Annotated in this window: 38 protein-coding genes, 1 tRNA gene and 4 pseudogenes; 18 read left to right on the top strand and 25 right to left on the bottom strand. The window is 38.4% G+C overall.

What is annotated here, in order from left to right; all coding sequences use genetic code 11:
• Nucleotides 1-885 precede the first annotated feature (885 nt).
• A complete protein-coding gene (locus KUH03_RS05610; RefSeq protein WP_257091951.1) occupies nucleotides 886-1434 on the top strand; it encodes a helix-turn-helix transcriptional regulator in 549 nt (182 codons plus the stop codon).
• Here KUH03_RS05610 and KUH03_RS05615 read toward each other — a convergent pair.
• Together KUH03_RS05615 and KUH03_RS05620 are read right to left on the bottom strand one after the other, a co-directional pair.
• The gene (locus tag KUH03_RS05615) at nucleotides 1409-1834 is read right to left on the bottom strand and encodes a hypothetical protein (protein WP_257091952.1); all 426 of its coding nucleotides are present in this window, start codon (nucleotides 1832-1834) and stop codon (nucleotides 1409-1411) included. The genes KUH03_RS05610 and KUH03_RS05615 overlap by 26 nt on opposite strands.
• 264 nt (nucleotides 1835-2098) lie before the next feature.
• Nucleotides 2099-2998 carry a ThiF family adenylyltransferase gene (locus KUH03_RS05620; protein WP_257091953.1) on the bottom strand — a complete coding sequence of 300 codons (900 nt, stop codon included), beginning with the start codon at nucleotides 2996-2998 and terminating at the stop codon, nucleotides 2099-2101.
• A gap of 225 nt (nucleotides 2999-3223) precedes the next feature.
• Here KUH03_RS05620 and KUH03_RS05625 point away from each other — a divergent pair, with 225 nt between their 5' ends.
• The 3 genes from KUH03_RS05625 to KUH03_RS05635 all read left to right on the top strand — a co-directional run bounded on the left by KUH03_RS05625 (nucleotide 3224) and on the right by KUH03_RS05635 (nucleotide 4205).
• Nucleotides 3224-3604 (top strand): hypothetical protein, encoded by a 381-nt coding sequence (locus KUH03_RS05625; RefSeq protein ID WP_257091954.1) that lies wholly within the window; start codon nucleotides 3224-3226, stop codon nucleotides 3602-3604.
• Nucleotides 3605-3615: 11 nt separating this feature from the next.
• On the top strand, nucleotides 3616-3792 hold the full coding sequence (locus KUH03_RS05630) for a hypothetical protein (protein WP_257091955.1): 177 nt from the start codon (nucleotides 3616-3618) through the stop codon (nucleotides 3790-3792).
• A gap of 62 nt (nucleotides 3793-3854) precedes the next feature.
• Nucleotides 3855-4205 carry a DUF2200 domain-containing protein gene (locus tag KUH03_RS05635; protein ID WP_257091956.1) on the top strand — a complete coding sequence of 117 codons (351 nt, stop codon included), beginning with the start codon at nucleotides 3855-3857 and terminating at the stop codon, nucleotides 4203-4205.
• A gap of 36 nt (nucleotides 4206-4241) precedes the next feature.
• Here the strand turns inward: KUH03_RS05635 and KUH03_RS05640 are convergent, their stop codons facing one another.
• From KUH03_RS05640 to KUH03_RS48190, 7 genes and pseudogenes are all read right to left on the bottom strand, one after another.
• Nucleotides 4242-4502: a hypothetical protein gene (locus KUH03_RS05640; protein ID WP_257091957.1), complete on the bottom strand. Its 261-nt coding sequence runs from the start codon at nucleotides 4500-4502 to the stop codon at nucleotides 4242-4244.
• 133 nt (nucleotides 4503-4635) lie between these two features.
• Nucleotides 4636-4842: a hypothetical protein gene (locus tag KUH03_RS05645; protein WP_257091958.1), complete on the bottom strand. Its 207-nt coding sequence runs from the start codon at nucleotides 4840-4842 to the stop codon at nucleotides 4636-4638.
• 62 nt (nucleotides 4843-4904) lie between these two features.
• A pseudogene (locus tag KUH03_RS48175) lies at nucleotides 4905-5147 on the bottom strand (PQQ-binding-like beta-propeller repeat protein); the annotation flags it as partial.
• A pseudogene (locus KUH03_RS05650) lies at nucleotides 5069-5491 on the bottom strand (PQQ-binding-like beta-propeller repeat protein); the annotation flags it as partial. The pseudogenes KUH03_RS48175 and KUH03_RS05650, both read right to left, overlap by 79 nt.
• Nucleotides 5492-5599: 108 nt before the next feature.
• A complete protein-coding gene (locus KUH03_RS48180) occupies nucleotides 5600-5917 on the bottom strand; it encodes a hypothetical protein (protein WP_373564646.1) in 318 nt (105 codons plus the stop codon).
• A gap of 6 nt (nucleotides 5918-5923) precedes the next feature.
• A complete protein-coding gene (locus tag KUH03_RS48185; protein ID WP_373564647.1) occupies nucleotides 5924-6112 on the bottom strand; it encodes a hypothetical protein in 189 nt (62 codons plus the stop codon).
• Between the two features lie 37 nt (nucleotides 6113-6149).
• Nucleotides 6150-6802, bottom strand: a pseudogene (locus KUH03_RS48190) (exo-beta-N-acetylmuramidase NamZ domain-containing protein).
• Nucleotides 6803-7179: 377 nt separating this feature from the next.
• Here KUH03_RS48190 and KUH03_RS05670 point away from each other — a divergent pair.
• The 4 genes from KUH03_RS05670 (at nucleotide 7180) to KUH03_RS05685 (ending at nucleotide 9745) form a co-directional block, all read left to right on the top strand.
• Nucleotides 7180-8046: an AraC family transcriptional regulator gene (locus tag KUH03_RS05670; protein ID WP_077432563.1), complete on the top strand. Its 867-nt coding sequence runs from the start codon at nucleotides 7180-7182 to the stop codon at nucleotides 8044-8046.
• Between the two features lie 340 nt (nucleotides 8047-8386).
• Nucleotides 8387-8794, top strand: coding sequence for an acyl-CoA dehydrogenase family protein (locus KUH03_RS05675; protein ID WP_257091962.1), 408 nt, complete (start codon nucleotides 8387-8389; stop codon nucleotides 8792-8794).
• Between the two features lie 160 nt (nucleotides 8795-8954).
• Nucleotides 8955-9491: an acyl-CoA dehydrogenase family protein gene (locus KUH03_RS05680; protein WP_257091963.1), complete on the top strand. Its 537-nt coding sequence runs from the start codon at nucleotides 8955-8957 to the stop codon at nucleotides 9489-9491.
• 35 nt (nucleotides 9492-9526) lie between these two features.
• Nucleotides 9527-9745: a hypothetical protein gene (locus KUH03_RS05685; protein WP_257091964.1), complete on the top strand. Its 219-nt coding sequence runs from the start codon at nucleotides 9527-9529 to the stop codon at nucleotides 9743-9745.
• Nucleotides 9746-9793: 48 nt separating this feature from the next.
• On the opposite strand, the gene KUH03_RS05690 is transcribed toward KUH03_RS05685, so the two are convergent.
• Nucleotides 9794-11338, bottom strand: coding sequence for an AAA domain-containing protein (locus KUH03_RS05690; protein ID WP_257091965.1), 1545 nt, complete (start codon nucleotides 11336-11338; stop codon nucleotides 9794-9796).
• A 590-nt stretch (nucleotides 11339-11928) separates the two neighbouring features.
• On the opposite strand from KUH03_RS05690, the gene KUH03_RS05695 reads away from it, so the two are divergent.
• From KUH03_RS05695 to KUH03_RS05710, 4 genes are all read left to right on the top strand, one after another.
• Nucleotides 11929-12267 (top strand): cupin domain-containing protein, encoded by a 339-nt coding sequence (locus KUH03_RS05695; RefSeq protein WP_257091966.1) that lies wholly within the window; start codon nucleotides 11929-11931, stop codon nucleotides 12265-12267.
• 67 nt (nucleotides 12268-12334) lie between these two features.
• On the top strand, nucleotides 12335-12721 hold the full coding sequence (locus tag KUH03_RS05700; RefSeq protein WP_257091967.1) for an MBL fold metallo-hydrolase: 387 nt from the start codon (nucleotides 12335-12337) through the stop codon (nucleotides 12719-12721).
• Entirely contained in the window at nucleotides 12718-12981 is a 264-nt protein-coding gene (locus KUH03_RS05705; protein WP_257091968.1) for a hypothetical protein, read from the top strand. Before KUH03_RS05700 ends, KUH03_RS05705 begins: the two co-directional genes overlap by 4 nt.
• A gap of 176 nt (nucleotides 12982-13157) precedes the next feature.
• Nucleotides 13158-13231, top strand: a tRNA-Ala gene (locus KUH03_RS05710).
• Nucleotides 13232-13328: 97 nt separating this feature from the next.
• On the opposite strand, the gene KUH03_RS05715 is transcribed toward KUH03_RS05710, so the two are convergent.
• Nucleotides 13329-13757, bottom strand: coding sequence for a nuclear transport factor 2 family protein (locus KUH03_RS05715; protein ID WP_120260678.1), 429 nt, complete (start codon nucleotides 13755-13757; stop codon nucleotides 13329-13331).
• 353 nt (nucleotides 13758-14110) lie between these two features.
• Here KUH03_RS05715 and KUH03_RS05720 point away from each other — a divergent pair, with 353 nt between their 5' ends.
• Both KUH03_RS05720 and KUH03_RS05725 read left to right on the top strand, forming a co-directional pair.
• Nucleotides 14111-14524 (top strand): hypothetical protein, encoded by a 414-nt coding sequence (locus KUH03_RS05720; RefSeq protein WP_257091969.1) that lies wholly within the window; start codon nucleotides 14111-14113, stop codon nucleotides 14522-14524.
• A complete protein-coding gene (locus KUH03_RS05725; RefSeq protein ID WP_257091970.1) occupies nucleotides 14515-15303 on the top strand; it encodes a hypothetical protein in 789 nt (262 codons plus the stop codon). Before KUH03_RS05720 ends, KUH03_RS05725 begins: the two co-directional genes overlap by 10 nt.
• 8 nt (nucleotides 15304-15311) lie before the next feature.
• Here the strand turns inward: KUH03_RS05725 and KUH03_RS05730 are convergent, their stop codons facing one another.
• Both KUH03_RS05730 and KUH03_RS05735 read right to left on the bottom strand, forming a co-directional pair.
• Nucleotides 15312-15992, bottom strand: a complete 681-nt coding sequence (locus tag KUH03_RS05730; RefSeq protein WP_257091971.1) for a peptidoglycan bridge formation glycyltransferase FemA/FemB family protein — start codon at nucleotides 15990-15992, stop codon at nucleotides 15312-15314.
• 247 nt (nucleotides 15993-16239) lie between these two features.
• Nucleotides 16240-16428 (bottom strand): hypothetical protein, encoded by a 189-nt coding sequence (locus KUH03_RS05735; protein ID WP_257091972.1) that lies wholly within the window; start codon nucleotides 16426-16428, stop codon nucleotides 16240-16242.
• Between the two features lie 259 nt (nucleotides 16429-16687).
• Here KUH03_RS05735 and KUH03_RS45325 point away from each other — a divergent pair, with 259 nt between their 5' ends.
• From KUH03_RS45325 to KUH03_RS05750, 4 genes are all read left to right on the top strand, one after another.
• A complete protein-coding gene (locus tag KUH03_RS45325) occupies nucleotides 16688-17032 on the top strand; it encodes a hypothetical protein (protein ID WP_306429464.1) in 345 nt (114 codons plus the stop codon).
• A gap of 238 nt (nucleotides 17033-17270) precedes the next feature.
• Entirely contained in the window at nucleotides 17271-18344 is a 1074-nt protein-coding gene (locus KUH03_RS45330) for a PHP domain-containing protein (RefSeq protein ID WP_306429465.1), read from the top strand.
• An 11-nt stretch (nucleotides 18345-18355) separates the two neighbouring features.
• A complete protein-coding gene (locus KUH03_RS05745; protein ID WP_257091973.1) occupies nucleotides 18356-18622 on the top strand; it encodes a YbaK/EbsC family protein in 267 nt (88 codons plus the stop codon).
• A complete protein-coding gene (locus KUH03_RS05750) occupies nucleotides 18619-18831 on the top strand; it encodes a YbaK/EbsC family protein (protein WP_257091974.1) in 213 nt (70 codons plus the stop codon). The genes KUH03_RS05745 and KUH03_RS05750 overlap by 4 nt, the downstream gene beginning before the upstream one ends.
• A 21-nt stretch (nucleotides 18832-18852) precedes the next feature.
• Here KUH03_RS05750 and KUH03_RS05755 read toward each other — a convergent pair whose 3' ends face one another.
• The 12 genes and pseudogenes from KUH03_RS05755 to KUH03_RS05815 form a co-directional block, all read right to left on the bottom strand.
• Complete coding sequence (locus KUH03_RS05755) at nucleotides 18853-19545, bottom strand: methyltransferase domain-containing protein (protein WP_257096725.1); 693 nt, start codon at nucleotides 19543-19545, stop codon at nucleotides 18853-18855.
• A 116-nt stretch (nucleotides 19546-19661) separates the two neighbouring features.
• The gene (locus tag KUH03_RS05760) at nucleotides 19662-19895 is read right to left on the bottom strand and encodes a lipoate protein ligase C-terminal domain-containing protein (protein ID WP_306429701.1); all 234 of its coding nucleotides are present in this window, start codon (nucleotides 19893-19895) and stop codon (nucleotides 19662-19664) included.
• Nucleotides 19859-20643: pseudogene (locus tag KUH03_RS48195) on the bottom strand (biotin/lipoate A/B protein ligase family protein). Before KUH03_RS48195 ends, KUH03_RS05760 begins: the two are co-directional and overlap by 37 nt.
• A 263-nt stretch (nucleotides 20644-20906) precedes the next feature.
• Complete coding sequence (locus tag KUH03_RS05775) at nucleotides 20907-21098, bottom strand: hypothetical protein (RefSeq protein ID WP_257091977.1); 192 nt, start codon at nucleotides 21096-21098, stop codon at nucleotides 20907-20909.
• A gap of 130 nt (nucleotides 21099-21228) precedes the next feature.
• Nucleotides 21229-21900 carry a hypothetical protein gene (locus KUH03_RS05780; RefSeq protein WP_257091978.1) on the bottom strand — a complete coding sequence of 224 codons (672 nt, stop codon included), beginning with the start codon at nucleotides 21898-21900 and terminating at the stop codon, nucleotides 21229-21231.
• Nucleotides 21901-21913: 13 nt separating this feature from the next.
• The gene (locus tag KUH03_RS05785) at nucleotides 21914-22915 is read right to left on the bottom strand and encodes a flavohemoglobin expression-modulating QEGLA motif protein (protein WP_257091979.1); all 1002 of its coding nucleotides are present in this window, start codon (nucleotides 22913-22915) and stop codon (nucleotides 21914-21916) included.
• 113 nt (nucleotides 22916-23028) lie between these two features.
• Nucleotides 23029-23331, bottom strand: a complete 303-nt coding sequence (locus KUH03_RS05790; RefSeq protein WP_257091980.1) for a hypothetical protein — start codon at nucleotides 23329-23331, stop codon at nucleotides 23029-23031.
• The gene (locus KUH03_RS05795) at nucleotides 23328-23591 is read right to left on the bottom strand and encodes a hypothetical protein (RefSeq protein ID WP_257091981.1); all 264 of its coding nucleotides are present in this window, start codon (nucleotides 23589-23591) and stop codon (nucleotides 23328-23330) included. Before KUH03_RS05795 ends, KUH03_RS05790 begins: the two co-directional genes overlap by 4 nt.
• A 139-nt stretch (nucleotides 23592-23730) precedes the next feature.
• A complete protein-coding gene (locus KUH03_RS05800) occupies nucleotides 23731-24510 on the bottom strand; it encodes an N-formylglutamate amidohydrolase (protein ID WP_257091982.1) in 780 nt (259 codons plus the stop codon).
• Between the two features lie 786 nt (nucleotides 24511-25296).
• A complete protein-coding gene (locus tag KUH03_RS05805; RefSeq protein ID WP_257091983.1) occupies nucleotides 25297-25431 on the bottom strand; it encodes a hypothetical protein in 135 nt (44 codons plus the stop codon).
• Complete coding sequence (locus KUH03_RS05810) at nucleotides 25424-25834, bottom strand: hypothetical protein (protein ID WP_257091984.1); 411 nt, start codon at nucleotides 25832-25834, stop codon at nucleotides 25424-25426. The genes KUH03_RS05805 and KUH03_RS05810 overlap by 8 nt, the downstream gene beginning before the upstream one ends.
• Complete coding sequence (locus tag KUH03_RS05815) at nucleotides 25831-26148, bottom strand: hypothetical protein (protein ID WP_257091985.1); 318 nt, start codon at nucleotides 26146-26148, stop codon at nucleotides 25831-25833. The genes KUH03_RS05810 and KUH03_RS05815 overlap by 4 nt, the downstream gene beginning before the upstream one ends.
• Nucleotides 26149-26173: the final 25 nt, after the last annotated feature.

Consider the following 26173-nt stretch of genomic DNA (forward strand, 5'->3'; position numbering starts at 1 on the left):
CTTAACCATCTCCCAATTATTCAAACAATCAACCTTTGCCAAATTGTATATACATAACAAAAGAGGCCAAAAACACAATAAAAAGCATTAAAAATTAGATTCAGCATACAATAATACTATAAAAAACAAGAAATATCAAGTAAAAAAAAAAATAAATGTACATACATACTAATTTATATAAGAATCCCATTTAAAGCATTTGTAATACACTAAAGTTAAGGATCACTTCGTCCAGTCAGATTGAATTAAAAATGGTAATAACCAGGGGAATATTAGGAATATATTTTCTTAGAAGCTGTCATGGGATTAAAATCTTTACTAAAATCCTACATAAAGCAAGATATACCATTGGGTATTTTGAATCCAATAGACTATATTTATATAATTTTAAATTGCTTCGACAATATCAAAGATAGAAAGTAAAATACGACATTTTATCAAGGGGAATGATATTCTACCCATTTGTGTAGGATATTATGTCATAAAGGTTTAATGAAAAAATTGAATGCTCTGTTAACCAAAGTCTTAAATAGACATATAAAGGTCAGAAAAGCCTATTTTTCGTTAATTACTTTAGACTGGGCTGTTATTTCTTTAATTTGCGAACAGAAATAAGATCAGTCTAATTGGAAATTTCGAAGCGACAATAGATCATCTTTGTGATTTACACTATGAAAATAAAAATTGAAGATTTTTTAAGCCGATACATGTTAAAGACAACTTTAGCGAAGATGATTATGAGATCGTAAATGCATTTATTAATTTCGCAAGATCCTTAAGCCGACTAACATATCAGAGCATCTATCTTATAGATTATTCAAAGAAAAGTTTTTATTTGTTTCCGACAACCCTATTTTTTTATGTGGAAGTACACCTGCGGAAGTAATGAAAGAAGGCTATCATCATTATGTAAGTAATGTCCCAGAAGATGATCTTCATTTATTAAAGAAAATAAACGATGTTGGCTTTGATTTCTATGGCAAATTAACTGCCGATGACCGTTTAAAATATTCCATATCATATGACTTTCATCTGAAACAGCCCGGTAGCAAACCATTACTTGTAAACCACAAATTGAAACCCTTGCTTCTGGACAACCATTCAAACCCATGGATCGCACTCTGTTTAGTTTCTATGTCTTCACACCCCAATGCAGGCAACATCAGATTCAAATCGGATGAAGATGGGAGGCAATTTGAATATGATCTAGTCAAAGATATTTGGGTAGAAACTCCGCGCGTTAAATTAAAACCCCGAGAAAAGGATATACTACTTTTTTTTTCAGCGCAGGGGCTTACAATGGATCAGATTGCTGATAGACTCTATGTTTCGATTGATACCGTTAAATTTCACAAAAAAACAGATATTTTCAAAGTTAAAAGTAAAGAGTATAACGGAAGCTACAGCATTAGCGATCGAGTTGTCTCTTTTTAATGGCTCTTTCAGTACTAATTGTTTTGGAATCTAACAACATATCTTTTGACATGGCTATAAATTTTTGAATATCCTTATCATTCCCGGTACTGCACTGTGAAATCTTATTTTTTTTTTTGATAAAGGTTTCTAGCCATTGGGATTTGATATAAATGGGCAGTGTTTCGGAATAAAAGTAAATAATCGGATCTCCCAATTGGTAAGATTCAATTTCCAGTTTACGTAGCGTGTTCACCACTTTCCGGTCGCATTCGGCAATTATTAAACCATTCCCCAAACTGTAGGGACCATAAAAGGCATCAAAGAGCATTTTTTTGAGAATATTAATCCGATTTCCAATAATTTTCCCAGAAATTACAAAGCGCCCGATATGCCAAAAATTGTCTACTTCGGGAACCAACAGATCTTTGGTTTTAATACCGAATAACTTCTGAATAGGCAGGCAGATTTCCTTATCCCAATAGGTAATCCGAATCGAAGCATGGATGGCATTATTTGTCTTACTCCGCAGAACATAATAAATAGACTGATCAAAAAAGCTGAATCCTCCCCTATCAATGATTTATAATCGATATCATAATCTTCTTTAGAATACTCATCCAGTTTATAGTGTTCTTGGACGGTAACCAAATAAAAATGAATAAGTTCAGGCAGTTCTGCACTATTAAGTTTCGTAAAATAATAATTTTCTGGAGTCCAGTTCATGCAGTTGAAATTCAATATTATTTACAAAATAGCCTTTGTTGATTAGATTCGCACGGAGACGTAGATACAATACAAAAGTATAATAATTATTGTAATTATTATAGCTTATTTTACTCACGCATAGATAAATAGTACGATTCAGGAAAACCCTTATCGCTTTGTCCGTAGCAATATTGAAAACAACCTGGCATACCATTCCAGCTAATAAATATAACCCCAACGATAACTGTGGTGGCGGTGAATCCATTGCGATTTCACCATATTCCGAAAGAAAATCTTCCAACCATTTTGTATCAATGTTCTTTTCCTGTAGTCTCTCAACAATAAATTTCCCTACGTTTATTTCAAATGCGTGATGTTCTTTATTCAAAGAGCGTAAATTGTGACTCTCTGGTGTAATGACAGTTAAAAAACCGGCCCAGCCCAAATTGTACGGATGAACAACAGGGATATTTTTCTGTGCCATGTATTCATCAAATAAAAAAGGGATATCGGTGGAAAAATCCAGGGCATTAATAGCGATCTTACAGTTTAAATCAAAGCTATACAAATTATTTCGATCAAGAAATTCGGGATAAGCCGTAATCTTTGCTTCGGGATTAATAGCCATCAATCGTTCTTTTAGAGCCATAGCTTTATTTATACCGATATCTCCTTCCACATAATTCTGGCGATTAAGATTGGTCAGTTCCACAATATCACCATCGATAATGATCAAATTTTCAAATCCCATCCGCAACAGACACTCAGCGATGTAGCTCCCAATACCGCAGCCCCCAATAAGCACCGGAAAATCCTGAATACGTTGCTGTTCTTCTTCCTTTATATGAATGTTATTACGTTTATATCTCAAACTCATTTTTTAAGACAATTTTGTATCCTATAAAGATAGGACTATAATTTAAAAATTATTACATCATCTTTATCAATTAACCTTAAAGATTCTTTCTTACAAGCACCTAATAGCACATATCGATATTGTTTCCATTCATTATATTTACTGTTACAATAGATTCAATCATATTCAAGGTCTGAATAAAATCTATGCAAAAAAAAATCCTATTTTAAACAACAAATCACTACAATGAAAAGTAAAATACAAATACTATATATTGTCATTACGCTATTACTGGGTATGGATATGCTCGCTTACTACCTGGAAAAAATAAGTTTAATCGGCTATTATAGTGACGTTTTACTTTTCTGGATATGGCTAGGACTGACTATGACCGTAATCGTCATTTTCTGGAAAAAGATCCTGGCAAAGATTATGTTGTCTGGATTACTATTGGGGTTAATTTGTAGCATCCTGCCAATGATGCTACCCTTTTATACATTGGTATTGTCCATGTCTTCTTTCGGTCTACGGACGACGAAAGATTTAAACGAAAATTATCGTGCACAAATCGTTGGATATAGTGTTTTATCCCCACCTTGGTTAGAAATAATTGAGAAAAAGGAATAATTGAAAAGCGGGTGCTTAGCTGTACCGACAATGCATTAAATAATGACGGGACTACCCTAAGAATAGGGAGTGCAAAAGACATCATTTTCAATTCGGAAACGGATAAAATGCTTCGCATTACACTCTTTTATGGAGGTATCAACAAAACCATTACTTTTGATAAAACGACAGGAAAAATGATATTGTAAAGAAATTTCACATCAAAAAAATGGTAAATTAGCAAAAACCACAAAAGATTATCAGTAGAAAAATGGACAATACTAGAATTTACCGCATGTCATTTGCTGGAGTATATCCACATTATATACAAAAAGCAGAAAAAAAAGGTCGCACAAAAGAAGAAGTCAATGAAATCATATTTTGGTTAACAGGTTATAATACCCAAGACCTGCAACAGATCATAGCCGACAAAACCGATTTTGAACATTTTTTCAGCCAGGCACCGCATTTCAATGCCAATGCAACAAAGATTACTGGTGTCATTTGCGGCTATCGTATAGAAGATATTGAAGATCCACTCGTTCAAAAAGTCCGTTATTTAGATAAACTGATTGATGAACTGGCGAAGGGCAAGTCAATGGAAAAAATTTTAAGAAAATAAATCAATCAACGTTCGAATACAGCTCACAGATATTATTCAATGGCATAAACAGCACCATCTGCAAGCTCCAAAATAAAGTGTATTATCCGCTATCCAGATCGTAGAAAAGATACTGCCCATTTGCAAATAGTCAGTAAATAACCCATTGATATCATGCGCGTATTTCTCTTGCAAATCGCCTCTTAATTTCCCTTGCTCATCCACAAATAGATGGCGATTTCTTTTACTCGATTCTGTCTGAAAAATAGGTGTCGTAATTCCTTTCGCAAGATCAAACCGATAAATGACCCCATCCAATGTACCAAAAAATGCGTTCGAACCAGCAATGGTTGCACTACTAAAAGTGTTTAGGGAACAGCCTGTTCAACCAGTTTTGTACCATTTATTTTGTCCAAGGCCAATACGCTATAAGAGTCTGACATCGTTACAATCAACTTTCTCCTGACAAGCTGGGTACACTTGTCCAGCTCCCCGGTTGATGATATACCCAATATCCGGTCCCATCTTTGATATTCAATGCGTACATGTTGAAATCCCTTGCTCCAAAATAGACCGTACTATCGGTAGCAACGGCATGAAATTGAATTTCACCTTTTGGAAAATAGCGTTCACCAATTGTTTTGAACTTCCAACGCAACTTCCCGTTTTCTCCAGACAATAAAAGTAACCATCAAAACTCCCAATCATTACCCCCTCCTTTGCCAATGTTGGCGAAGCATGGACAATTCCTCCAGTAGGAAACTTCCAGTGAAGTTCTCCACTCTTGCCATCAACCGCATAAATATGCTTATCTCCGGATCCAAAATATACGATTCCATCGCTGATTGTTGGTGAGGAATGAAAGTAATCCCAAGTATCCTGTTTTTTTCGCCTTGTGTGGCAAAGGTCCAGCGTCTTTCTCCCGTTTCTATACTTAGAGCATATAACAGACCATCTGAACATACAAAATACAACAGGTTTGAATCGATAGCTACTGTGGAGCGGATTTCTCCTCCAGTTTTATATTTCCATATTATTTTACCGCTCGTTTTATCCAGCGCATAAAGGTTACTGTCACAGGAACCAACGATCACTTTATCCTTAAAAACAATAGGAGAAGCAAATATTTGTGCCTTAGTCTGAAACTTCCATTTTACCGTTGGCTGTAAACGAATTTCAGCATCGCTGATATAATTCTGTCGATCTGAGCTCCGCGCTAGCTGTTGCCCATAGAGTTGGTTTAGATTTGCGATAAGCCCCCATAAGAAAGCAACATAACAACAATAATATTTTCGATTAAACATCATTTACTTTTCAGGTTAAATAGTTAGGTTCAGATAAACTTGCCATAGGCACTTATCATATTTGTAGGGACAACCACAATTCCATACAAAATCTTGTGCCACATAAATAGATTATGGATAAATAAGATATTTCTTTCTCATTTCCTTATAACGCGTTAATCCAGGCTCCCAGCTTTTCCGGATTTCTTCTTCTGAAACACCTTCAGTTATCTGTCGTCGAAAGGAATCAACACCAACCAATTTTTCTATACTGCCAATCTGCTTGGAAAATGACTGATCAAAGAATTTATCTTTTTCTGGAGAATTCCGATAGAGCTCCTGCATCCAGGAAAGATTTATTTTCTTACTGTCCACCAGCTTCTGCAAATCATATTCACGTAGATCTAAACCATAACATACTTCATTCATAAAGAGTGGTGTCTCACTCATTCCTTTTTACTCACTGGTGTAAACGAAAACGATATACATCTTTATAGGCTGGACTTCCAAAAACGGTAAAGGGATAATCCGTCCCCTTCCATGATTGATCTTTACACCTTCAAAAAGGCAAGTACTGGGATAGAGGAGAATACTTTGTTCGGTATTTAAATTTGGAGAAGGATTAACCGGAAGTTTGTATAACATTTGATGATTATATGCCGCTACGGGTATGATCTTTAGCTTACATTTTTTGTCGTCGCCATCCAGCCTTCCCGTTAATCATCTGGGCAAATTCAGCGATTGTCATCCCATGAGCAATCGGAACCGGAAACTGACCGATACCCGATTTATATTTCATATCCAATATAGGGCCATCGACCAAATACGCATTTGGATTAGGGCGATCTAAAATCAAGAGTTCCTTCTCATTTTCGGCACAGGCTTCCATGATGTCCCGAAGTGTGTTAATATTCGTGTAAAATCTTACCCCCATATCTTGTACATCAAAGATGAACACATCAATATCTTTTAGGTCTTTCGCTGAAGGTTTTTTTTACTTCCATAGAGCGAGATCACCGGAATTTTGGTTGCTGGATCGACTTCATCCCGCACTTTTGTTCCGTTGCTGGCATTTCCACGAAATCCATGTTCAGGCCCAAATATTTTTACGATTTTAATTCCTCTGGCGAGTAGGCTATCCACAAGATGTTTTTTCTTGATCACGGTAGATGGGTTACCTAAAATAGCAACCCGCTTACCATTGAGGTAAGGTATATATTGCTCAGTTCGCTCTGCACCGGTTTGGATGTAATCATTACAGTAATTCATCCGGTCCTGTGCCCGAATAGCAACAACAGAAAAAAATAAGGATATAAAAACAAATACAATTTTCATACTCGCTCGGTTTATAATAAAGAAATCGTTGAGAAACAAACGATTCAGCTTTTGCTAAGTATTAAAGCTAATGATAAACCTTCATTTTCCCAAATTATTCTCATCGGTCATTACTACCACCTCGGCTTTATATAGATAGAAAATCCGATTACTTTTCCACCCCTACATAGAAGTGATCATGGAGTTTAGTTATTAGTGACAATGGTAGTATATTGCACCTATTTTTGAAAATCATCATATATTTTATATTGACAAACCTATTTTATCCGTTACCTTTGAAATATTATCCTGATATTACGTTAAATCCGTTTGCAACGAATAGCAATAATCGGAAAATAGGAGAATTTGATGTTTTTGCAAAAACATAATGGACAAAAATGGAAAAGCAGGTAAATGCAGGTGAATTTGTAGATAGATTTATGACTGGTAGTCTGGAACACCTGAGGTACCAGCAATCTCCCGTCAAAATCTTCCAGCTTAGTGAAATCGCTCCATATATTAAATTCCCTACACCGCCCATTTTTTTGGGATACAATCTCCTTGTACATATAACAGAAGGCCATTTTAAACACAAGATTGGTGCAAAAGAATATGTGGTAAAAGCGCCAGCGATTCTGATTAGCAACTACGGAAATATTTCGACGATCAAATCTGTGGACAAATCGGCAAAAGGACATTGTGTACTGATCAACGATAACGCGATGACATCGATTTTTCGGGAACAGGAGATCCTGAATATCTTTAACATTTCACCACTGCTCAACTTAGCTTCACAGGATAGTACCGACCTTAACGAGCTATTCAAATTGCTCTATAATGAATTGCTTTCTGAGTCTCCTTATAAAGAACTCTTCGAAAGTTTACTAAAATCCCTTTTGCTAAAGATTATCAAGCTATCATCTTCCAATCAAGCACTCAACCGAAGGCAGGAAATTGCAATGATGTTCAAACAGCTTGTGCACAAAAACTTCAAAAAACAAAAACATATCGGCTTTTATGCTGACCGGCTCGCGGTGTCAACCAATTACCTAAACCGCTGCGTATTTTCGGTGTTCAAAAAGTCTTCGAAAGAACTGATCTTAGAAGTACTTATCATGCATAGTCAATTTCTTCTTTTTGAATCAAATAAAAGTATTGCCGATATCTGTTATGAGCTGGATTTTTCTGATCCCTCCTATTTCTCCCGTTTATTCAAAAAAATCGTAGGAATTTCCCCTACTTCTTATCGTAACAAGGCAACTTAATATTTTTCAGATATGCACGATTTGTCCTATCTTTTATACTGAAGTGGACAGACCAATCACAACGATATGGATTATTTTTGTATAGCGATTAGGATGTAAGCAAAATTCACAGCTATCTTTTGAGGCTTTATCGTATACATCTACTATTGCAAATGTTTCATCATTTAATTAATATAGCGATGTCTAACGTTTTAGATCACACGAACAAAGCCCAAAATTTCGATTTATTTATCGGAAACTTTAAAGAAAGATTATCAAACTTATTCCATACCGAATACGACTATAATAACCTGAGTTTAACACGTGGTTTACCCCTCAGTTTTTAAGCGAAATCATGGCAATGAGACCATTGTCTGTTGCTATTCCGGAGCATCACGGAGGCCGTGGCCTACATGTAAAAGAATGTTTAGGAGTGCTTGCGGCGGCGTCTTATGAATCACTTTCACTGTCTTTGATCTTCGGGATCAATATCGCTTTATTCTTGGAGCCTTTTGCTAAATACGGCAATACCTTACTTCAGGAAAAAGTTTTCCATCAATTTCTAGAAAATAAAGCCATGGGTGGGCTGATGATTACCGAGCAAGCCTATGGTAGTGATGCCCTCAATATGCGTACCTCCTACCAACAAGATGGAGATAAATACCGTATTAACGGAGAAAAACATTGGCAAGGTTTAACAGGTGCTGCTGACTTTTGGCTCGTTACTGCCCGAAAGAAAATGAGAATGGTGAACTTGTACGTGATATAGATTTCTTTGTTACCGACAATTCCATCGAAGAACAAAAGATTGAAGTAACAAAAAATACAATAGCTTAGGATTATATGCTATTCCTTATGGTATCAATAAAATAAACATCGAAGTACCCGTCGACAATAGGTTAACACCAGAAAGCACTGGTATAAAACTGATGTTGGATACTTTACACCGGAGCAGACTTCAGTTTCCTGGCATGGGAATGGGGTTCATAAAACGTATGCTGGATGAAGCCATGAAGCATTGCACGGAAAGACGTGTTAGTGGAATTCCGTTGAACGAACTAGATTCTGTTAAGTTTCAATTATCTCGTTTGCAGGCTGCTTTTACGATATGTTCAGCGATGTGTGCATACAGTAGCTCGATCAGTTCAATTCAAAATGATCTTTCTGGCCACAGTGTGGATGCCAATAGTGTCAAGGCACTCGTGACAGACCTGATGCACGAATCTGCACAGATCTGTGTACAATTATCTGGAGCAAACGGTTATAGATTGGATCATGTTGCTGGTCGTGGTTTAGTAGATAGTAGACCTTTCCAAATTTTTGAAGGATCGAACGAGATGCTCTATTCGCAAGTAGCGGAAGCAATTGCTAAACTGATGCGCAAAAGCAAAGAAAGCAATCTGCTTTCGTTCCTGAAAATAAATCCGGCAACCGAACTTGCGGCTCCATTTTCTCTTCTATTTTGAATTTCGACTTCCCGCTTCAACCTAAACAGCGCGAGATGGTCACTTTAGGGAAAATAATTGCACGTGTTGTTTGCTTCCAATATGTCCTGCAAATCAATAACGCTGGTTTTAATGATAAAATGACAGAAATTGCCCGTCAGCATGTTAGTATGGATCTGTACATGTTGGTCGGTCAACTCTCCAATAACAATAATGCCGAACCGCTTATACATTATGACGAAAAGGCTGATTGGATGAATTTCACCTCTTTATAAAAATTGAGAGGGACTGCGAAAGGAATTTCATCGCAGTCCCTTTTTCTATTACATCTCCGCAATATCCCATTCCCAAACACTATGGTAGTGGCCAAGATTTTCTGCGTAATCAATAAATTTCTGGTAGAACGAATGAACCCCTATCGTGGCACTATCGCCAATAACGACCAACTTCTTTTTGGCCCTTGTCATGGCGACATTCATCCGTCTCACATCGGATAAAAACCCAATCTGTTGTTCGTTATTACTACGCGTCAAACTGATATAAATAATATCTTTCTCTTGCCCCTGAAAACTATCAATGGTCTGTACTTTAATAATAGCAGCATACGGCCGTAATTCTTCATCCTGCTCCAACATTTCCTTTAATACAGACACTTGCTTCCGGTAAGGTGCTATTATCCCAATACTTGGCCATTGTTCGCTTGGAGAAGACTCTACCCAAGTTGCGATGGCTGCCTTTAAATGAGATCTCAGAAAACTGGCCTCCCCAAGATTATAGATCGCACCATCACTTTCAGTTTCCTCAAAACCTGCCCCAGCCGTATCAATATAAACAATCGGTTCCGAATCGTTCGCTATTGTCCAATGCGCAACTGAACAATCAGCTTTCAAGAGACCTCCATACAAAGCTAAGGACGGATAATTCATGATCTGTTCGTTCATTCGATATTGGATATCGAGCAGCGAAACCGCTTGGGGATAAAGATTGATGAGTTTTTCAAACAGCGTATAGCTAAGCTTATTGTCCATACCTTTATTTGATTTCACTGTTGGTGAGAGTTGGCAATGATCCCCGGCCAACACCAATTTGTCTGCCTTTAATATCGGAATCCAGCAGGCAGGCTCCAGTGCCTGAGCAGCCTCGTCAATAACAACCGTCTCATATCTTCGGTTTCGTATAACATCTTGATTTGCCCCTACGAGCGTCGCGGTTATTACCTGAGAGCGATCGAGAATATCCGCTACGATAAAATCCTGAATCTTATCAACATCTTTTCGAATTCTGTAAGCTTCGTCGAACAATGCTTTCCTTTGTTCGCGCTCGGCCTTGCCAAAATTGCGTTTATATTTTTGGGCCATATCCGTATAGGTCCGAACTTGCTTTTGCAAGGACTTTATATCCTTATTCGCGCTATGACGGTCTATTCTGCTATCAAGGGTTAACTCCTGTAGATGTTCAGATACTTTAACCGGATTACCTATCCGAGTGACAGATATTCCTGCCGCATCTAAACGCTCAGTCAATAAGTCAACCGCAGTATTACTCGGAGCCACGACCAATATTTGCTTGTTATTGCTCTTTGACAAAGCAGCTATTGCCTTGATTAATGTTGTCGTTTTCCCAGTCCCCGGAGGGCCATGTACAAGTGCGATATCTGTTGTAGCTAAGACCTGTTGAACAGCGCTATTTTGGCTGACATTGAGATCTGGATGTTCAAAAAATTTATCTTTTTCTCCAGTATATAATTGTTCTCCACCAATAAGCTTTCTGATCAATTTGCCTTGTCGTGGATCAGTCGCAAGCTCCTTTGCCTGTCGCAATGCATTCGCCATTTCACGGTATGAGTGTTCATCAAATAATAAGTCCACACCAAGTTTCCCCTTCTACTCCAATCCGGCAGCTCATCTACACGAAATGAAATCCGCATACTTTCCTTATTAACCGAAGATATAATGCCGTCTATTCTGTCCACATTTGGGTCGTGGTTTGAAAATAGAGAAACAGGCATCCCAAAACGAAATCGATGATCTACATCGAGGTGATTTGTTTTTTTAAACTAACTGACAGATAATCTCCCCGCCCCAGTTCGCTATCCGTGATCTGAACAGGAAACCAGGTCACCCCTGCATTCTTCTTTCATTTAAACTGCTTTTCAATAATAATGCTTCATGCTGCATCTTATCATATTGCTGTTCTTCGTGTAATAGCGTAATAAGTTCGTCGAAATAATTCATATTAGTACATTCACTTTGATCAGACACAAAGTAACAGTTTTTTCAATACTTTACCTTTCAGTCATCCATGTTCTTCTATTTTTCTTAAGAAAATCAGGGTATTCTCTCATCAACGCAGTACACTTATCAAGAACTTCTCAAGCTGAGCTACAAAAGTCATAATTATTTCCTATCATTGGTGATAAAGATTTGTTGGTTAATTTTTCAAAATAAAAGCGATTAAAATGAGCGAAATATTCCTACACGATAATGCGCAGAGCTGGACGGATCTCGGCGATGGTGTACAACGTAAAATATTAGTTTATAACGATGAATTGATGTTAATGAAAGTACGTTTTCAAAAAGGTGCAATCGGTGCCCTACATCAACACCCACATACACAAATATCTTATGTCAGCGCCGGAAAGTTCAGCTACCACATTGATGGCGCAGATCAAATTTTAACTGTAGGTGATTCCTGTATCATTTACCCAAATTTAATCCACGGCTGTGAATGTCTTGAAGAAGGCGAGTTGATAGATTCTTTCACACCGCATCGAGAAGATTTCATTACATCGTTGTAGCCAAAAAAAAAGGAATTTTACTGGTCCATCACAACAATATTCATTCCGAACAATCGTTTATTTACTTATGTTCAAAAATACTATTTCGCTCTTCTCCGCCAAAGTAGCCACGTTACTTCTCGGTCTTTCTGGCTGTGTATTGCCATCTTTGCGTGCACAGGAAAAACCATTATCCATTGAAAAGATCAATTCACAGCTATATCTTTACACGACTTACAATACCTTTGAGGGTACCAAATATGCCGCTAATGCGGTCTATCTAATCACCAAGAAAGGTGTTATTCTATTTGATACGCCTTGGGACTCGACACAATATCAACCGCTTTTGGACAGTATCAAACAAAAGCATCAGCTACCTGTCATTGCGGTATATGCCACACATTGGCACGAGGATCGCGCGGGAGGCTTTGCATATTATAATCGTATGGGAATTCCAACCTATGCGACAAAATGACCAACGATCTGCTTAAGGCAAATCATAAAGCCCAAGCTACACATCTCGTTAAAATCAACAAGACCTATAATGTGGGTGGTCAGTCCTTCGTTTTGAACTTTTTTGGAGCAGGACATTCTTTGGATAATGTCGTTGTCTGGTTTCCAGACTATCAAATTCTGGATGGGGTTGCTTTATCAAAAGTTCGGAAGCCAAAAACCTGGGCTTTGTCGGTGATGGTGATGTCAAAGCCTGGAAGCCTGCATTGGCAAGATTGTTAGCGAAGTATCCACAGATAAAAATGGTTATTCCTGGACATGACGCATGGAAGGACAATCAGCAGATAAAACGTACTGAGGAACTACTTACTGAGAAGCAATAAATAATAATATTTAAAAAAATAAAAAAGCAATTTTGTTTTTAGAAAAAGGTACTATCTTAGCGACAGAAAAAACAAGGGGCATTAGCTCATCTGGCTAGAGCGCTTCGCTGGCAGTGAAGAGGTGATCAGTTCGATCCTGATATGCTCCACAAACAAAAGAGGCTACTTTTCACAAGTAGCCTCTTTGTTGTTTTTATACATTGATCAGTTTTCCCGAAACATCATTTCAATTTGTGGCAGTAATTCCTATTTGTAAGAATTAACTGATTTAGAAACTTTCCATGCACCATTTTCCTTCACAAGTGTGATCAAATCGGTCTTAGAGAAACCATCAAATTGCATGGTTACTTTCGCAATAGCGTAATCTGGTAATTCTTCAACGATCTGCGTTGTTGTTTTGCAGTTCATTTTTATTCCTTTTTGTTTTTTCAAGAACTCGATCATCTCCGAACGACTGTGATTTAAATCCTGTTTACCACAGATTTTCTGGTTAAAATCAGAAGTGAATAGCTTATCTAAATTCGCTACCTGACCTTCGGTCATCGCGCCAACATATTCATCAATCGCTAAATCAGCTGTAATTAAATTACGTTCTTCTGGTTTAACCGAAGCCATTGAGCAAGTAGAAATCGCTATCATTGCTGCCGCTACAAATGTTTTTACTAAAGTTTTCATATCTTTTCTATTTTATAATGTATTAGTATATTTTCTTATCCTATTGTCGGAGACAATCTAAATTTGTTGCACTTTTTTTTCTTATTTATTTTCTGATTCAAATTTAAGACAACTGATGTGTTGATTCTATTACATTTAGATTAACATTACATTAAAATCGGTAAACGCTATTTTTTTCTAGGTGAATGAAATTTTGATTTATTCTATCTATAGACAAAACGCGACAGAATAGATAAAATCTTCTTTACAATATTGTAATTCTGTACAATTCCTCTTAGATTGCAGGCGTTCATGACACACTACAACAGACGGCATCTTTTTTATATCAGCTTGCTACTTTAACATTTTCATTGGTGATATTTCGATCTGAGCTCTATGCACAGCGCCCCGTCAATGAAATAGAAATCACCGAGCATATTGCAGATACGAGTAAACAAAGGGATCTGATCGATATCGGAAAGGAGATTCTCAAAATCAAGCCTCCGCAATCTGTCGATAGTACCGGCAAAAAGTTTTACTTTTCATTTCTGCCATTTTCGACAAATGTCCCTGGAGGAGGGCACGCTTTAATTACGAGTACCACAGCGGGGTTTTATCTTGGTGAGCGAAATAGCACCTATATGTCTAAGGTTACTTTCACGCCATATACCAATTTTGGAAAGCGATTCGGCCTCCCCATCCGCTCTTATGTCTGGTTAAAAGATAATACTTGGGTTATCGATGGTGATATCAGGTTATTAAAATACCCACATGAGACTTGGGAATAGGCAAAGAGCATCACGGTGATCAACAGATCAATTTGGATTATACTTATTTTAGACTATATCAACATGCGTTGAAAAGAATCCACGGCGGGTTGTTTATGGGCATTGGCTATGATCTGGATTACCGTATGAATATCAAATCCACGAGTGCGATCCCACTTGACGAGTACACCTCCTACCCCTATGGCACGGATTTAAAAGATCATACTGTTTCTTCGGGACTTAGTGTCAATCTCATTTATGATACACGTGCGAATTCTATTAATACCTGGTCCGGCAATTATGCCAATCTACAGTTCCGCCTTAACCCGGTTTTCATGGGAAGTGATCAGAATTGGAAGTCCTTATTCCTCGAAATCAGGAGATACCATCGCTTGACCCAGGATCCGAATAAGCAGAATATGATTGCTGTGCGTAGCTTTTTCTGGACTGTTTTCAATAGCAAAGCACCGTACCTTGATTTACCTAATTTGGGTTGGGACCCTTACAACAGTTCCGGAAGAGGGTTCCCAGTAAGTCGGTTCCGTGGCAAATCGTTATATTATCTGGAAACAGAATACCGCCGCGACATCAGCAGCGATGGTTTATTCGGCTTTGTGGCTTTTATAAATTTCACCACGGTGAACGGCCCCAAAAATAGCATGTTTGCAGATTGGAACATCGGTACCGGTGCCGGCGCCAGAATTAAATTTAACAAAAACTCGGGCACCAACATCGGCATAGATTATGGTGTTAGCACCAATCACCGTGGAGTAAGATTGACCCTGGGTGAAGTATTTTAATACTTAACTCAAATGATAACTTTGATTTTTAAATTCCATGGAGGCATAATATCGATACTTCTCGTTATCCAACGGATAATCCCAACAGCCCATTCGGTGATAGATCTCACCCCAAAACCAGTTTTAAATCTATAAAGTCCGTATAATGGATGGGATGGATCAGCCTGAGGTGATACACCAAAGAAATCATATTCCGTACAGCCTTTTTCCTTTGCAACCTGCATGGCACGCCATTGCAAGGCATAAGTCGCCATATAATTGCGATTTTCGGAAGCGGAGGCACCATAGAGATAGGTTCCCCGATTTGCAGCAATCACCAGAAACATTGCAGCCAGAGGTTGATTGTCTATCGCTGCAACCAATAAATAAACATCTGCTGGAGACAACGTATCATTTGCCTTGGCAGATAGTACAATCTTGAAATAGTTGATATCGTGCAAGAAAAAATTATTCCGAAGCGCAGTCTGACGATATAACTCATACCAGATCTCCAGGCTCTCTAAGCCGAGAGAATGAACCTTTACGCCTTTCCTTTCAGCCAAATGAATATTATAACGCGTCTTTGATTTCATATTGGCCAAGAGGAGATCCTCCTCTTTTCTAAGGTTCATAAAAATGGTATTAGAAGGAAGAATATCTGTATTCGCTTTATGAAAATTCCAGTTTTCCGTATTAAAATTAAAGCGCATTTCCTGAATACGTTTTCAGGGACACCTAGCCAATTGCCATAGAGGTCATAACAGTCATCTTCTTTTGCCCAATGGGATTCCCAGGAGAGATCATAGCGTATCATAATGCAATTGGGCGGCAAATAAGCACGTAAACTCTCCGAAAGCTGTTCTAAAAACGCCCCTTGATTTTCTTCCGATGGCTCTATTTCAGGACCATATGGTACATACGCGATGCTATGCTCATGATCTACCGCCTGAATAATAATCAATAGATCCCCACAAAATAGGTATCGTCTTCCACTCCGATATAAAGATCAGAGTGTTTCGATTTGAAATTAAAAGCCTTCGATTCTATCCCTTGCATCTTTTTCACAGCAGACCAATAGGCTGTCTGTTGAATAATGCCTGTCTTGTAGAGACCACTTACTTCTTTGTCATTTATATCTGCTATCATAACATTCCTATTGTTGTCGAATATTTTCAAAAAACACGATAAACCTTATCGATTTCAACATCCAAAAACGGCAAACTTAGCCAAAATGACCGATTAAGTGAGTCGTCATTTGTCACTTTGTTGTTAATTTTAAAAAACAGCACATGATTTTGGCCAAAATCAGCTTTTTCACATTATTTAACGGCATTTTATTATCGACTTGGTTGGTATTTTGGTTCAAAATTTAGGATATTTGTAGCCTAACAACTCACCGACAACGATGGACAATAAAGCGATCTCTAAAATTTTTAAATTGTGTAGCCAATTAATGGAACTTCACAACGAAAATCCATTCCGAACAAAGGCCATGGCTAGTGCATCTTTTAAATTGGACAAATTGCCCTTTCGCATTGATGACGCTTCGCTTGAAGAATTGAGCGCACAGCCGGGCATAGGAAAAAGTACCGCCGAGAAAGCGAAAGAGGTCGCACAAACCGGAACGTTTAAGGAACTCCAGGACCTATTGGCGAATACGCCATCAGGAGTTGTTGAAATGTTAAACATAAAGGGCCTGGGCCTAAAAAGGTTCAGATTATCTGGCAAGACCTTGGTATTGAAAGTGTAGGCGAACTACTGTATGCCTGCAATGAAAACCGTCTAGTTGAAGCCAAAGGATTTGGCTTAAAAACGCAGGAAGAAATAAAGAAATCCATCGAATTTTCAATATCCAATCAGGGATGGTTCCTATACGCCAAAGTATTGTCCCAGGCTGATAGATTTTATGCTATTTTAAAAACACATTCCCCTCGTCTCTTCTATCCTTTACCGGAGACTTTAGAAGAAAATGCGAAGTGTTAAGCACAGTGGACCTACTCATTTCCGAAAGTATAGAAGCGGTGGAGAAATTCCTAGGTGATTATACATTGGTGGAGAAAACAGAGAATTCACTGGAAATTACCGATGAATTAGGTTTTACATTCAAGGTTTTCAGTACGAATATCAATGATTTTTATCGGGACCTTATTCTCAGCACAGGATCGACCGCACACTTGGATCTTTTATTCAATATTCTTCCTGACTTACCTTCACTTTCCAGTGAAGAGGCTATCTATCGTAACTTAAGGCTTGATTATATTGAACCTGAATTGCGCGAGGGTCTCGACGAAATTGAACGCGCACAGAACCATACTTTACCTCAATTAATCCAATTTAAGGATCTCAAAGGGACACTGCACAACCACTCAACTTATAGTGATGGCGTTCATACCTTGGAGCAAATGGCTCTTCATTGTAAAGATGCATTAGGTCTCGAATATCTCGGAATATGTGATCACTCCAGAACGGCAGTTTATGCAAATGGTCTTTCCATCGAAAGATTGGAAGAGCAATGGAAAGAAATTGCCAGCTTAAATGAAAAACTAGCCCCTTTTAAAATCTTTAAAGGAATAGAATCCGATATCCTAAGCGACGGATCACTGGACTACCCTGATGAAATATTAGCACAATTTGACTTTGTTGTCGCCTCTGTCCACTCCAACTTAAAAATGGATGCGGAAAAAGCAACTGCTAGATTGATTAAAGCAATTGAAAACCCATATACAACAATTTTGGGACATCCAACAGGCCGCCTTTTATTAAGCAGATCGGGCTATCCACTTGACTTTAAAAAAATAATTGATGCCTGCGCCGCGAATAGGGTTGTCATCGAAATTAATGCAAATCCTTTAAGGCTAGATTTAGATTGGAGATGGCATCGTTATGCTGTGGAAAAGGGCGTATTGTTGTCCATTAACCCTGATGCGCATCGCACCGAAGGGCTGTTGGACATGCAGTATGGTATTTTTGTTGCACAAAAAGGTGGTCTGGAAGCAAAAAATTGTCTGAATACATACTCCTTGACAGAGATTACAAACTATTTTTCCAATCGTAAATCTTAAAAAAGCTTATCATGTCGCATAAAACCAATGCAGTCCGCTTGTTGGATACGGCAAAAGTAAACTATGAATTAAGAGAATACGAGGTGGATGATCATGATGTCAGCGCGGAGCATGTTGCCTTGTCCTTAGGTCTATTACCTGAAACACTTTATAAGACTTTAGTATTGAAAGGAAATATAGATCCTTACATTGTTGCTGTAATTCCCGGAAATGCCCAACTTGACTTAAAAAAGATCGCTAAAGCATCAGGTAATAAAATTGTGAAATGCTCCCCATGAAGGATCTGTTAGCTGTAACAGGCTATATCCGTGGGGGCTGCTCACCTATTGGCATGAAAAAACTATTTCCAACATTTATCGAGGAAGCAGCTCAATTGGAAACGGAAATTTCTGTCAGCGCAGGAAAACGAGGCCTTCAAATGATATTAAATCCCAACGATTTAGCAACGCTGACCAAAGCGATCTGGTCCGATTTGATCAGCATTTAACACGAACATTCTCGCTCGATTTCAGCTCTTTCGCCCATACAATAAAATACGTTTAAATGGATATATCGCAGGAAATCTGGAAAAATGCTGTTTAATACGTGCCTTAAAAGCCTCAATAAAAACAGATCGTTTATCTTCGTCCAGTCGCTCAATATAAGGGATCAATGCCGATCCGGAAATAAAGTCATAAAGTACTTCCGCTTCGGCAGCTATAATTGGGTATATACGAAGCGAGAGATCCAATTCCTCCAAGCCCGAATGAAACAAAATCTGTGCATAGTCATCTATACTTAGCACCGATGAAGCCCTATTCCAACCATCCAAATAGCTGCGGTAAGGTTCTTCACCAGCCAGCTCAGATAGCAGTTTATTTAAGACATTTTCCGGCTGGTAAGGCATCTGAACGGCCAATTGCCCACCACTACTCAATTTGGAAATGAGATGCGGAAAAAGCAGTTGGTGACCATCCAGCCATTGCAATGCCGCATTACTGAATATCAAATCCCAGGAACCCGCTGTCTCCAGAAATTTTTCAACACTACTATTTTCAAATTTTAGGTGTTCATGTTCAAGCTTACGGCTCATCGATAACATTTCTGGAGATGCATCTATTCCAAGGAATGTAGCCTGTGGAAATTTATCGCTTAAAATAGCGGTTTGCTCTCCGGTTCCACATCCGAGATCTACCGCTTTCATCGTTGTTTCCGAAGCTATTAGTTCGGATAGATCAAAAAAGGTTTGAAACGGATGTCTTTAAACTTATTATAGATATCTGGATTCCAAGGCATAATATTTTTTATTTAAGTCCCAATGGGATAATACAATAGCTATTATTTAAATAGCTCCAAAATTTCAACTACATCAACTTTTCCAAAATACGAAGTTAGATCTATGGCTTCCAACAGCGCTCTGATTTCTTCCAACTGATGTTTTTTTCCAATCAATAGTTGCTCCAGTTCATGAATAGATTCAGAAGCAAAAAAATCCCCGAAAATCTTAGCATGCTCAATAGAACCTCTATGTACATCTAAATGTAATTCGATAAAACCGGCGGGGATCTTGATTGCCTTTTAAAATTATAATTCGGAGAGAAACCGAAATTCCAGTCCCAGGTTTCATATTTTTCCTTCACAAGATGTTCGATATGCTGGATATCAGTTGCAGAGAAATGAACGATCTCCGCATCAGGATTTTCTCGCTGCATTTCTGCGATCAATAGTTCCTTAAATTTTACCGTTGTAAAACCCTGAGGTAGATAACCGATCAGATTTGTTACCCTCGCACGGTTGGACTTAACAGCTTTATCGACAAATTTAAGCGGGTTTACCTTCAATGCATCGCTCAATATCTGCATCTGTGAATCAATTAAAATAGTACCATGCTGAACCATTTTACCATTTTTTGCGAGCTTAGCATTTCCACTAAACTTCTTTCCATCCACCAGCAGGTCATTCCTTCCTTCCAGTTTTGCCGGAATATTCAATTTGTTCAAAACAGAAACAATAGGTTGCGTGAAAGTCGAAAAATCCATAAAATCAAGATTTCCCAATAAGGTGTGAAAGGAAAATTGAGATTTCCTAAATCATGATATACGGCACCACCACCAGACATTCTCCTAACAACCTTAATCTTATTATCATTCACGTAATCAAGGTTAATTTCGGCCAAAGTATTCTGAAATTTGCCGATAATAATTGACGGATCATTCATGTACAATAAGAAAATGGGTTCTTCCGGATATTTCGTGAGCAGGTATTCCTCAGAAGCAATATTGAAATAAGCATCATGGGAAGGTGAATCAATAATAAACATCGTATTTTTATATTTTCTTAAAATTAACAAGAATTTAAATGCCTTGATTCATCTCAAACTCATAATTTCCATCAATCCCGCGTTTTGTCAGCTTCCTATTACAACAATCCTAATTGCCGCTAAAAGATTTCAAATGACGCCAAAAAACAACTTAGTTCTCGGGATCAGGTATGTTTTTAGACAGCCCACGCGATTATTGATCTTTGGCCCCTTATTATAAAATCAATTACATATAACCGCCTTACTATACACCCGATGAATTTCTAGCAGATCTTATTTTTTTTCTTCAAGGTTTTGATAATCAATGCGGAAAAATCTTCTTTCACAATCTCTTCTGTTTGGCATAAAGCTCCCGGACTAAAAACATTTATCTCCATAATACGATCGCCCACAATATCCAAACCGACAAAATACATTCCATCCTGTATCAATTTGTCTTTGATTTTATCAACCATAAGTAGCAGCTCCGGCGAGATTATCGCGGCTTGGGTTTTGCCCCTTGGTGCACGTTGCTCCGGATCTCATTCCCCTGCTGCACACGGTGAACAGCAGCATATTTTCCATTGATGGAGACGGGTTCACCATTCAACAGAAAAAACGGATATCCCCAGCAGCTGCTTCTGGCAGATACTCCTGTCCAATCACATAGCCATCCCTGGCAATCGCCTCGACCGTTTGCTTTAAATTCTGTTGATTATCTTTATTGATCAAAAACACATTCTTCCCACCAGACCCCTTTAAAGGTTTTAAAATAATCAATTTATTTTGTTGCTCAAAAAACTCAACAACATCAGCATAATTTCTGGTTACAATTGTTTTGGGTCGGATAGACTCGTCAAAACCCTCGAGATACAATTTGTTACTTGCCCGGCCCAAACTATCGGGATCGTTAATGACCTGTACACCTTTTTCTTTTAATAAAGAGGCGAACTGCAGCGCAGATGAAGCTGCCCAGGGCCGATTCACCATATCCAAAACAGGATCGAATCTAAGCCAGATCACATCCATCTTCTCCAATTCCATTTTTGTCTTTGCTGTAGCTCTCAATACCTCCATCAACTGCTTTGCAGAGGTAATCTGTTGTGTAGGAAGCACCTCACGAACATGAGCGGCAATATGGGCAGATTCATAATAAAAATCGGCCAGTCCGATGTAATAAATTGCATGCCCTAGCTGATGTGCTTTCAATGCGAGCAGGGTTGTCGTGAAACGTTCAGTTTCTTTATGGGTCTGATTAATAACAAATGCTATCTTCATATAGTGTCGCTGATTATTGTATCATCTGAAATATTCCTTTACTTTTCTTGAGATTGGTTAATGCATCTTTATAGGGTGAGGTCAAGTATTTGGGTGTCAAAACAGGAGCATTCAGAATCCCCTTAAGCATTAATTCTTCGACTATCGGGATATAATCTTCCCTGATCTTGCCCATAGTCAGCAAGGTGAGATCCCGACCACTTTTTATATAATTTATCAATTCGATCAAACCACTGAGATACAACGCATCTTTTGTGAGCCCTCCGCTTCTAAAAACACGCATGGTCATCTGAAAAGCCGTCTCTGGCAGAAACTGATATTTGTCCACCAACAGCGCGAATGTGTCTAAAAAAGTATTTCCCTGTTGCATGTGATATACCGCCACCACCCTACCGGCTAATATGCGTAATCGATTATTTGTCAAGCCTCCAACCAAGTATTCGGCGAGTACGGCCAATCCCTCCTGAAGCTTCTCATATCCTGGAACTCCCAATCTAAAAAGACTGAAGGGCTGTTGCTTGCCATTATAGTAGGTGACAATATGAGTCCCAACTTCGTGTTGGATCAATGCCTGTACCCGATGTCGGGGCAGACTATATTGTTTACTGATATTTAGCACCCCTTGATTCACCATCACTCCATAGATATCATCCCGAAGCCGTACAGTCGTACCAAAATTAGGATCTTGGCTTTTTAAATAATCCAGTTCTTCCTGTGCTAGTTTCGCAAACTCTTCTGCATAGACGACATCCTCTTCCTTTGTTTGATGCTCCCTGTCAGTCGCTGTAATTGTTAATATGGCCTGCGCTTTTTCCAACAGCTTTTCGTTGACGGTACCAAACACTTGCATGCTGCCCAGTAAAAATCCCTCTTTTCCCCTTTCGCTCAGCATGCTCATCATCTGATCGAGCTCTTTGCGTTTATCCCGAAACAAATAAGCTATGGAAGGGTCATAAAGGTCTTCAATATGTAGATTATAGAGGTTACGTTTAATAATATCGGGATCAATCGGCATGGGTCTATAATGAAAAACAGGAACCCTGCGATAGTTTCCCTTTTTTGAACTGCAACCAGGCGTCATAGGAATTTGTCGGTGTTACCAACAATAGAAAATCAAACCGCTGGCTTTCACGGGCCAATTTTTGATCGATTTCCCAAGCCAAAGGAAGCATCTTTTGGGATGACTAATTTTAAATGATGTTGGCTTTGACAGGGTATGTATGCGAATAAATTCAAAAAATGTTTTGGATAAACTTCGGGATATAGCCTCACGAAAATGGCGAAGATCAATGGGAAGTATTTGTTGGTTGGCCCCAGCAGATACTTCGGTTTGATTTCTAATCCCATATACAAGATATTACTATTTAGTTTATCCAATTGTATACTCGCTGGAGAGAGACTCTGTGTCGCATTGGTTTTCGTGTCGGTCACAATTTCGACTTTTGCAATAGATTCCTCCGTTTCCAATTGCTTTCCAAGATATTGTGCAATGGATTGTACATTTTCCGGGCAATATGGATCTGAATATCTTCTTGCTGCCCCGGGCTTGCCGTCCAAGCTTCAATAATTAGACATGCACCAAATTCTTCGACGAACTGGTTAAGTATCGGTGCGATCCAGTCCGATACATTCATTTCTGGGTCCTTAACTCTAAAATACGCAGGTTCGGATTTTACCAGTTCCGCCAGCATCGGATCCGGACTAAAAACTGTCGATACAAAAATAAATAAGGCACAACCTGATTGAATACCATTTTATTTTTGGTGGTATCTGCGTATGAAAAACCTCCTTATTTTTGATTTTTTTAGGATAGCCGCTAACTGCTTCGCATTATCTTTCATAGGCAAAATAGGATTCGAGGGTGTCAGTGGTTTGCATTAAAAGTTGCTTATATTCCTGTAACTTTTGAGGGTAGACCTCTCCGGTCCATTCATTCATAAAGTCCTTGCGAAACTCAATAGAAAACACACAACCCTTATCGCCAAATTGCTCATTTAAATAAGATGACAAAAAGCCACCCTTAAATTTAACATTCTCACGCACGTCATAGACCTGCCCATCTTTACCCGTACGAAGCACATCCATCAATGAGCTGGTCAATTCCCGCCATTTGCTGTGATTGTTTGCTGTTCCAATATTAATCTGTGGATTGTTTACTTTGTCAATCATAGCCGTCGGCCCATCTCGGAGCGCATTATAGCTATGAATATCATAAACAACAAAATAACCATAGCGGTCAATGGTGTTTTGAATCTGCTGCGTTATCTTCCGGTACAACATGTCATAAGATTCGTATAATTGATCTTTTATTTGTTGCGGCAACGCTGACCTCCAGACCTGAATTCCCCAGGACTGTTCGGGAGTCAGATAAATCGCTCCATCCTTACTCCGATTTAAATCCAGTTGGAACCTCGATGTGCCACAAACAAATCGATTAAAGGGCAATTCTGCCAAAATTGCTGTATATGGATCCTCCTCACGTAAACGATCTTCGGGAGCAATATGTAAATACGATTCTAAATCCGCATCGATATGATGACCATCGTGGATAGCAAAAGCCCAAAAAGGGCTTCTATAATTTTCGAATTGATAAAGATAGGATAAGGACATGTACTTTATATTAAACAGTTTCACTGATTATTTGCTCACTCTGCTTAAGTAAACATTTACAAGCGATAAAAGGTTTGAAAAATAAAATACGACAGCCTTGGTACAATGGAATACAGACCTGCTGGCCATAGAAAGCGTTAAAAATCGTTAAACTGACTGATTGATTTATGCCCTGGCATTCTTATTGAAAGTTATTTACTAGTTTCATAAATTTAGGTTAATAATTAGTTAGTTTATAAAAAACCTGTTAGTCCCCGCTAACAGGTTTTTTATTTTCTAATACGAAAAGAATGTTAATACTAGAATATTTTACTGAAAATCAATATAGAAATACTAAAAAATGTTAAAAATGCAAAAAGTAAAAATAGTTGAAACATTTTATGTCCAGATCACGTTATACCTGTACTTTTCATAAATTTAGGTTAATAATTGGTTAGGAAAACTCCTGTTGCTCCCCGCTTCAGGAGTTTCTGTTTATCAATAGTTTACAAAAAAATCAACAGTAATAACCCTTGGTGTATCCGCATACTTTAACACATCCGCCACCTACGACGATTCATTCGAGAATCAGTTTTGGAAATCTGCAAAATCAGGTGTTTATCCAAAATAGAAGCGAAATTATAAGTTAACAAAAAAATGACAATTTATTCATCTTAGGTAAATAAGTTTTGGCACAGGTATTGCACTGTTTTAAGCATTCATAAATTTAGGTTAATAATTGGTTAGTTAAAACACTTGAAGTTCCCCGCTTCAAGTGTTTTTCGTTTAACGACTCTTGTAAAAGAATCAGACCAATTGTTTCAATGCGATTTCATACGCTCTCGAAGAGATCTGTGTACGGTCTGCGGAAGAATCTCTTATTTTTTTCAAAGCTTCAAAAATCACCTTTGAAACATCAGAGAAGATCGCATCATCACTCATTTCTATATTTCGCTGCATTAAATAAGCAAACCCTTGCCATACCACAATTAGCAATAAAATCAGGGATCACCGCAACATGCTGATCAGCAAACTCCATCACTGGTCCATAGAATATTTCCTGATCAGCAAAAGGGACATTTGCACCAGAAGCAATGACTTCAAGCCCATTTTCAAGGAGCTGCTGGATCTGATCTTTTGAAACCAAACGTGATGCTGCTGCTGGAACAAAAATATCGGTCTTCAATCCCCATATTTCTTTCTGAATCTGCTCAAAAGACATCAAATCCGGTGAATTAAGCTCATTTCCCTTGCGATCCAGGAATAATTGTGTAATTTCCGCTTCGCTGAAACCTTCCCGATTGATTAAACCACCAGCCCGGTCGATAATTCCGACAATTTTCACACCCAGCTTAGAGAGGTAGAAAGCCGCGGCGGCGGCAACATTTCCCAGCCTTGGATCACTGCACGTTTTCCTATACAGTCACTTCCAAAAAGTTGATAATAATGGCGGATAGATTCAGAAACTCCATAGCCTGTTATCATGTCTGCAACCTTATATTTACGCTTTAAATCCGGACTGTAGGTATTATCTTCCAATACTTTGGACACTCCATAGCGCAACTGTCCTATTTGGTGGATACGGTTGCTCTCATTTACCTTAAAATGTCCATTCAAGATACCTTCCTGTGGATGCCATAGACCATATTCTTCGGTCAATGGAATGACATCATGGATTTCATCG

Source organism: Sphingobacterium sp. E70 (genome assembly GCF_019285695.1).
Lineage (GTDB): Bacteria > Bacteroidota > Bacteroidia > Sphingobacteriales > Sphingobacteriaceae > Sphingobacterium > Sphingobacterium detergens.

Excerpts from the sequence above, each read along its gene's own strand:
- KUH03_RS05610 (WP_257091951.1), top strand. The coding sequence starts at position 886 with ATGAAAGAAGGCTATCATCATTATGTAAGTAATGTCCCAGAAGATGAT.
- KUH03_RS05620 (WP_257091953.1), bottom strand. The coding sequence starts at position 2,998 with ATGAGTTTGAGATATAAACGTAATAACATTCATATAAAGGAAGAAGAA.
- KUH03_RS05625 (WP_257091954.1), top strand. The coding sequence starts at position 3,224 with ATGAAAAGTAAAATACAAATACTATATATTGTCATTACGCTATTACTG.
- KUH03_RS05635 (WP_257091956.1), top strand. The coding sequence starts at position 3,855 with ATGGACAATACTAGAATTTACCGCATGTCATTTGCTGGAGTATATCCA.
- KUH03_RS48180 (WP_373564646.1), bottom strand. The coding sequence starts at position 5,917 with ATGAGTGAGACACCACTCTTTATGAATGAAGTATGTTATGGTTTAGAT.
- KUH03_RS48185 (WP_373564647.1), bottom strand. The coding sequence starts at position 6,112 with ATGTTATACAAACTTCCGGTTAATCCTTCTCCAAATTTAAATACCGAA.
- KUH03_RS05670 (WP_077432563.1), top strand. The coding sequence starts at position 7,180 with ATGGAAAAGCAGGTAAATGCAGGTGAATTTGTAGATAGATTTATGACT.
- KUH03_RS05675 (WP_257091962.1), top strand. The coding sequence starts at position 8,387 with ATGAGACCATTGTCTGTTGCTATTCCGGAGCATCACGGAGGCCGTGGC.
- KUH03_RS05680 (WP_257091963.1), top strand. The coding sequence starts at position 8,955 with ATGTTGGATACTTTACACCGGAGCAGACTTCAGTTTCCTGGCATGGGA.
- KUH03_RS05685 (WP_257091964.1), top strand. The coding sequence starts at position 9,527 with ATGGTCACTTTAGGGAAAATAATTGCACGTGTTGTTTGCTTCCAATAT.
- KUH03_RS05695 (WP_257091966.1), top strand. The coding sequence starts at position 11,929 with ATGAGCGAAATATTCCTACACGATAATGCGCAGAGCTGGACGGATCTC.
- KUH03_RS05700 (WP_257091967.1), top strand. The coding sequence starts at position 12,335 with ATGTTCAAAAATACTATTTCGCTCTTCTCCGCCAAAGTAGCCACGTTA.
- KUH03_RS05705 (WP_257091968.1), top strand. The coding sequence starts at position 12,718 with ATGACCAACGATCTGCTTAAGGCAAATCATAAAGCCCAAGCTACACAT.
- KUH03_RS05715 (WP_120260678.1), bottom strand. The coding sequence starts at position 13,757 with ATGAAAACTTTAGTAAAAACATTTGTAGCGGCAGCAATGATAGCGATT.
- KUH03_RS05730 (WP_257091971.1), bottom strand. The coding sequence starts at position 15,992 with ATGCGCTTTAATTTTAATACGGAAAACTGGAATTTTCATAAAGCGAAT.
- KUH03_RS05735 (WP_257091972.1), bottom strand. The coding sequence starts at position 16,428 with ATGATAGCAGATATAAATGACAAAGAAGTAAGTGGTCTCTACAAGACA.
- KUH03_RS45325 (WP_306429464.1), top strand. The coding sequence starts at position 16,688 with ATGGACAATAAAGCGATCTCTAAAATTTTTAAATTGTGTAGCCAATTA.
- KUH03_RS05745 (WP_257091973.1), top strand. The coding sequence starts at position 18,356 with ATGTCGCATAAAACCAATGCAGTCCGCTTGTTGGATACGGCAAAAGTA.
- KUH03_RS05750 (WP_257091974.1), top strand. The coding sequence starts at position 18,619 with ATGAAGGATCTGTTAGCTGTAACAGGCTATATCCGTGGGGGCTGCTCA.
- KUH03_RS05775 (WP_257091977.1), bottom strand. The coding sequence starts at position 21,098 with ATGGTTGATAAAATCAAAGACAAATTGATACAGGATGGAATGTATTTT.
- KUH03_RS05780 (WP_257091978.1), bottom strand. The coding sequence starts at position 21,900 with ATGAAGATAGCATTTGTTATTAATCAGACCCATAAAGAAACTGAACGT.
- KUH03_RS05785 (WP_257091979.1), bottom strand. The coding sequence starts at position 22,915 with ATGCCGATTGATCCCGATATTATTAAACGTAACCTCTATAATCTACAT.
- KUH03_RS05795 (WP_257091981.1), bottom strand. The coding sequence starts at position 23,591 with ATGCTGGCGGAACTGGTAAAATCCGAACCTGCGTATTTTAGAGTTAAG.
- KUH03_RS05800 (WP_257091982.1), bottom strand. The coding sequence starts at position 24,510 with ATGTCCTTATCCTATCTTTATCAATTCGAAAATTATAGAAGCCCTTTT.
- KUH03_RS05805 (WP_257091983.1), bottom strand. The coding sequence starts at position 25,431 with ATGAGTGATGATGCGATCTTCTCTGATGTTTCAAAGGTGATTTTTGAA.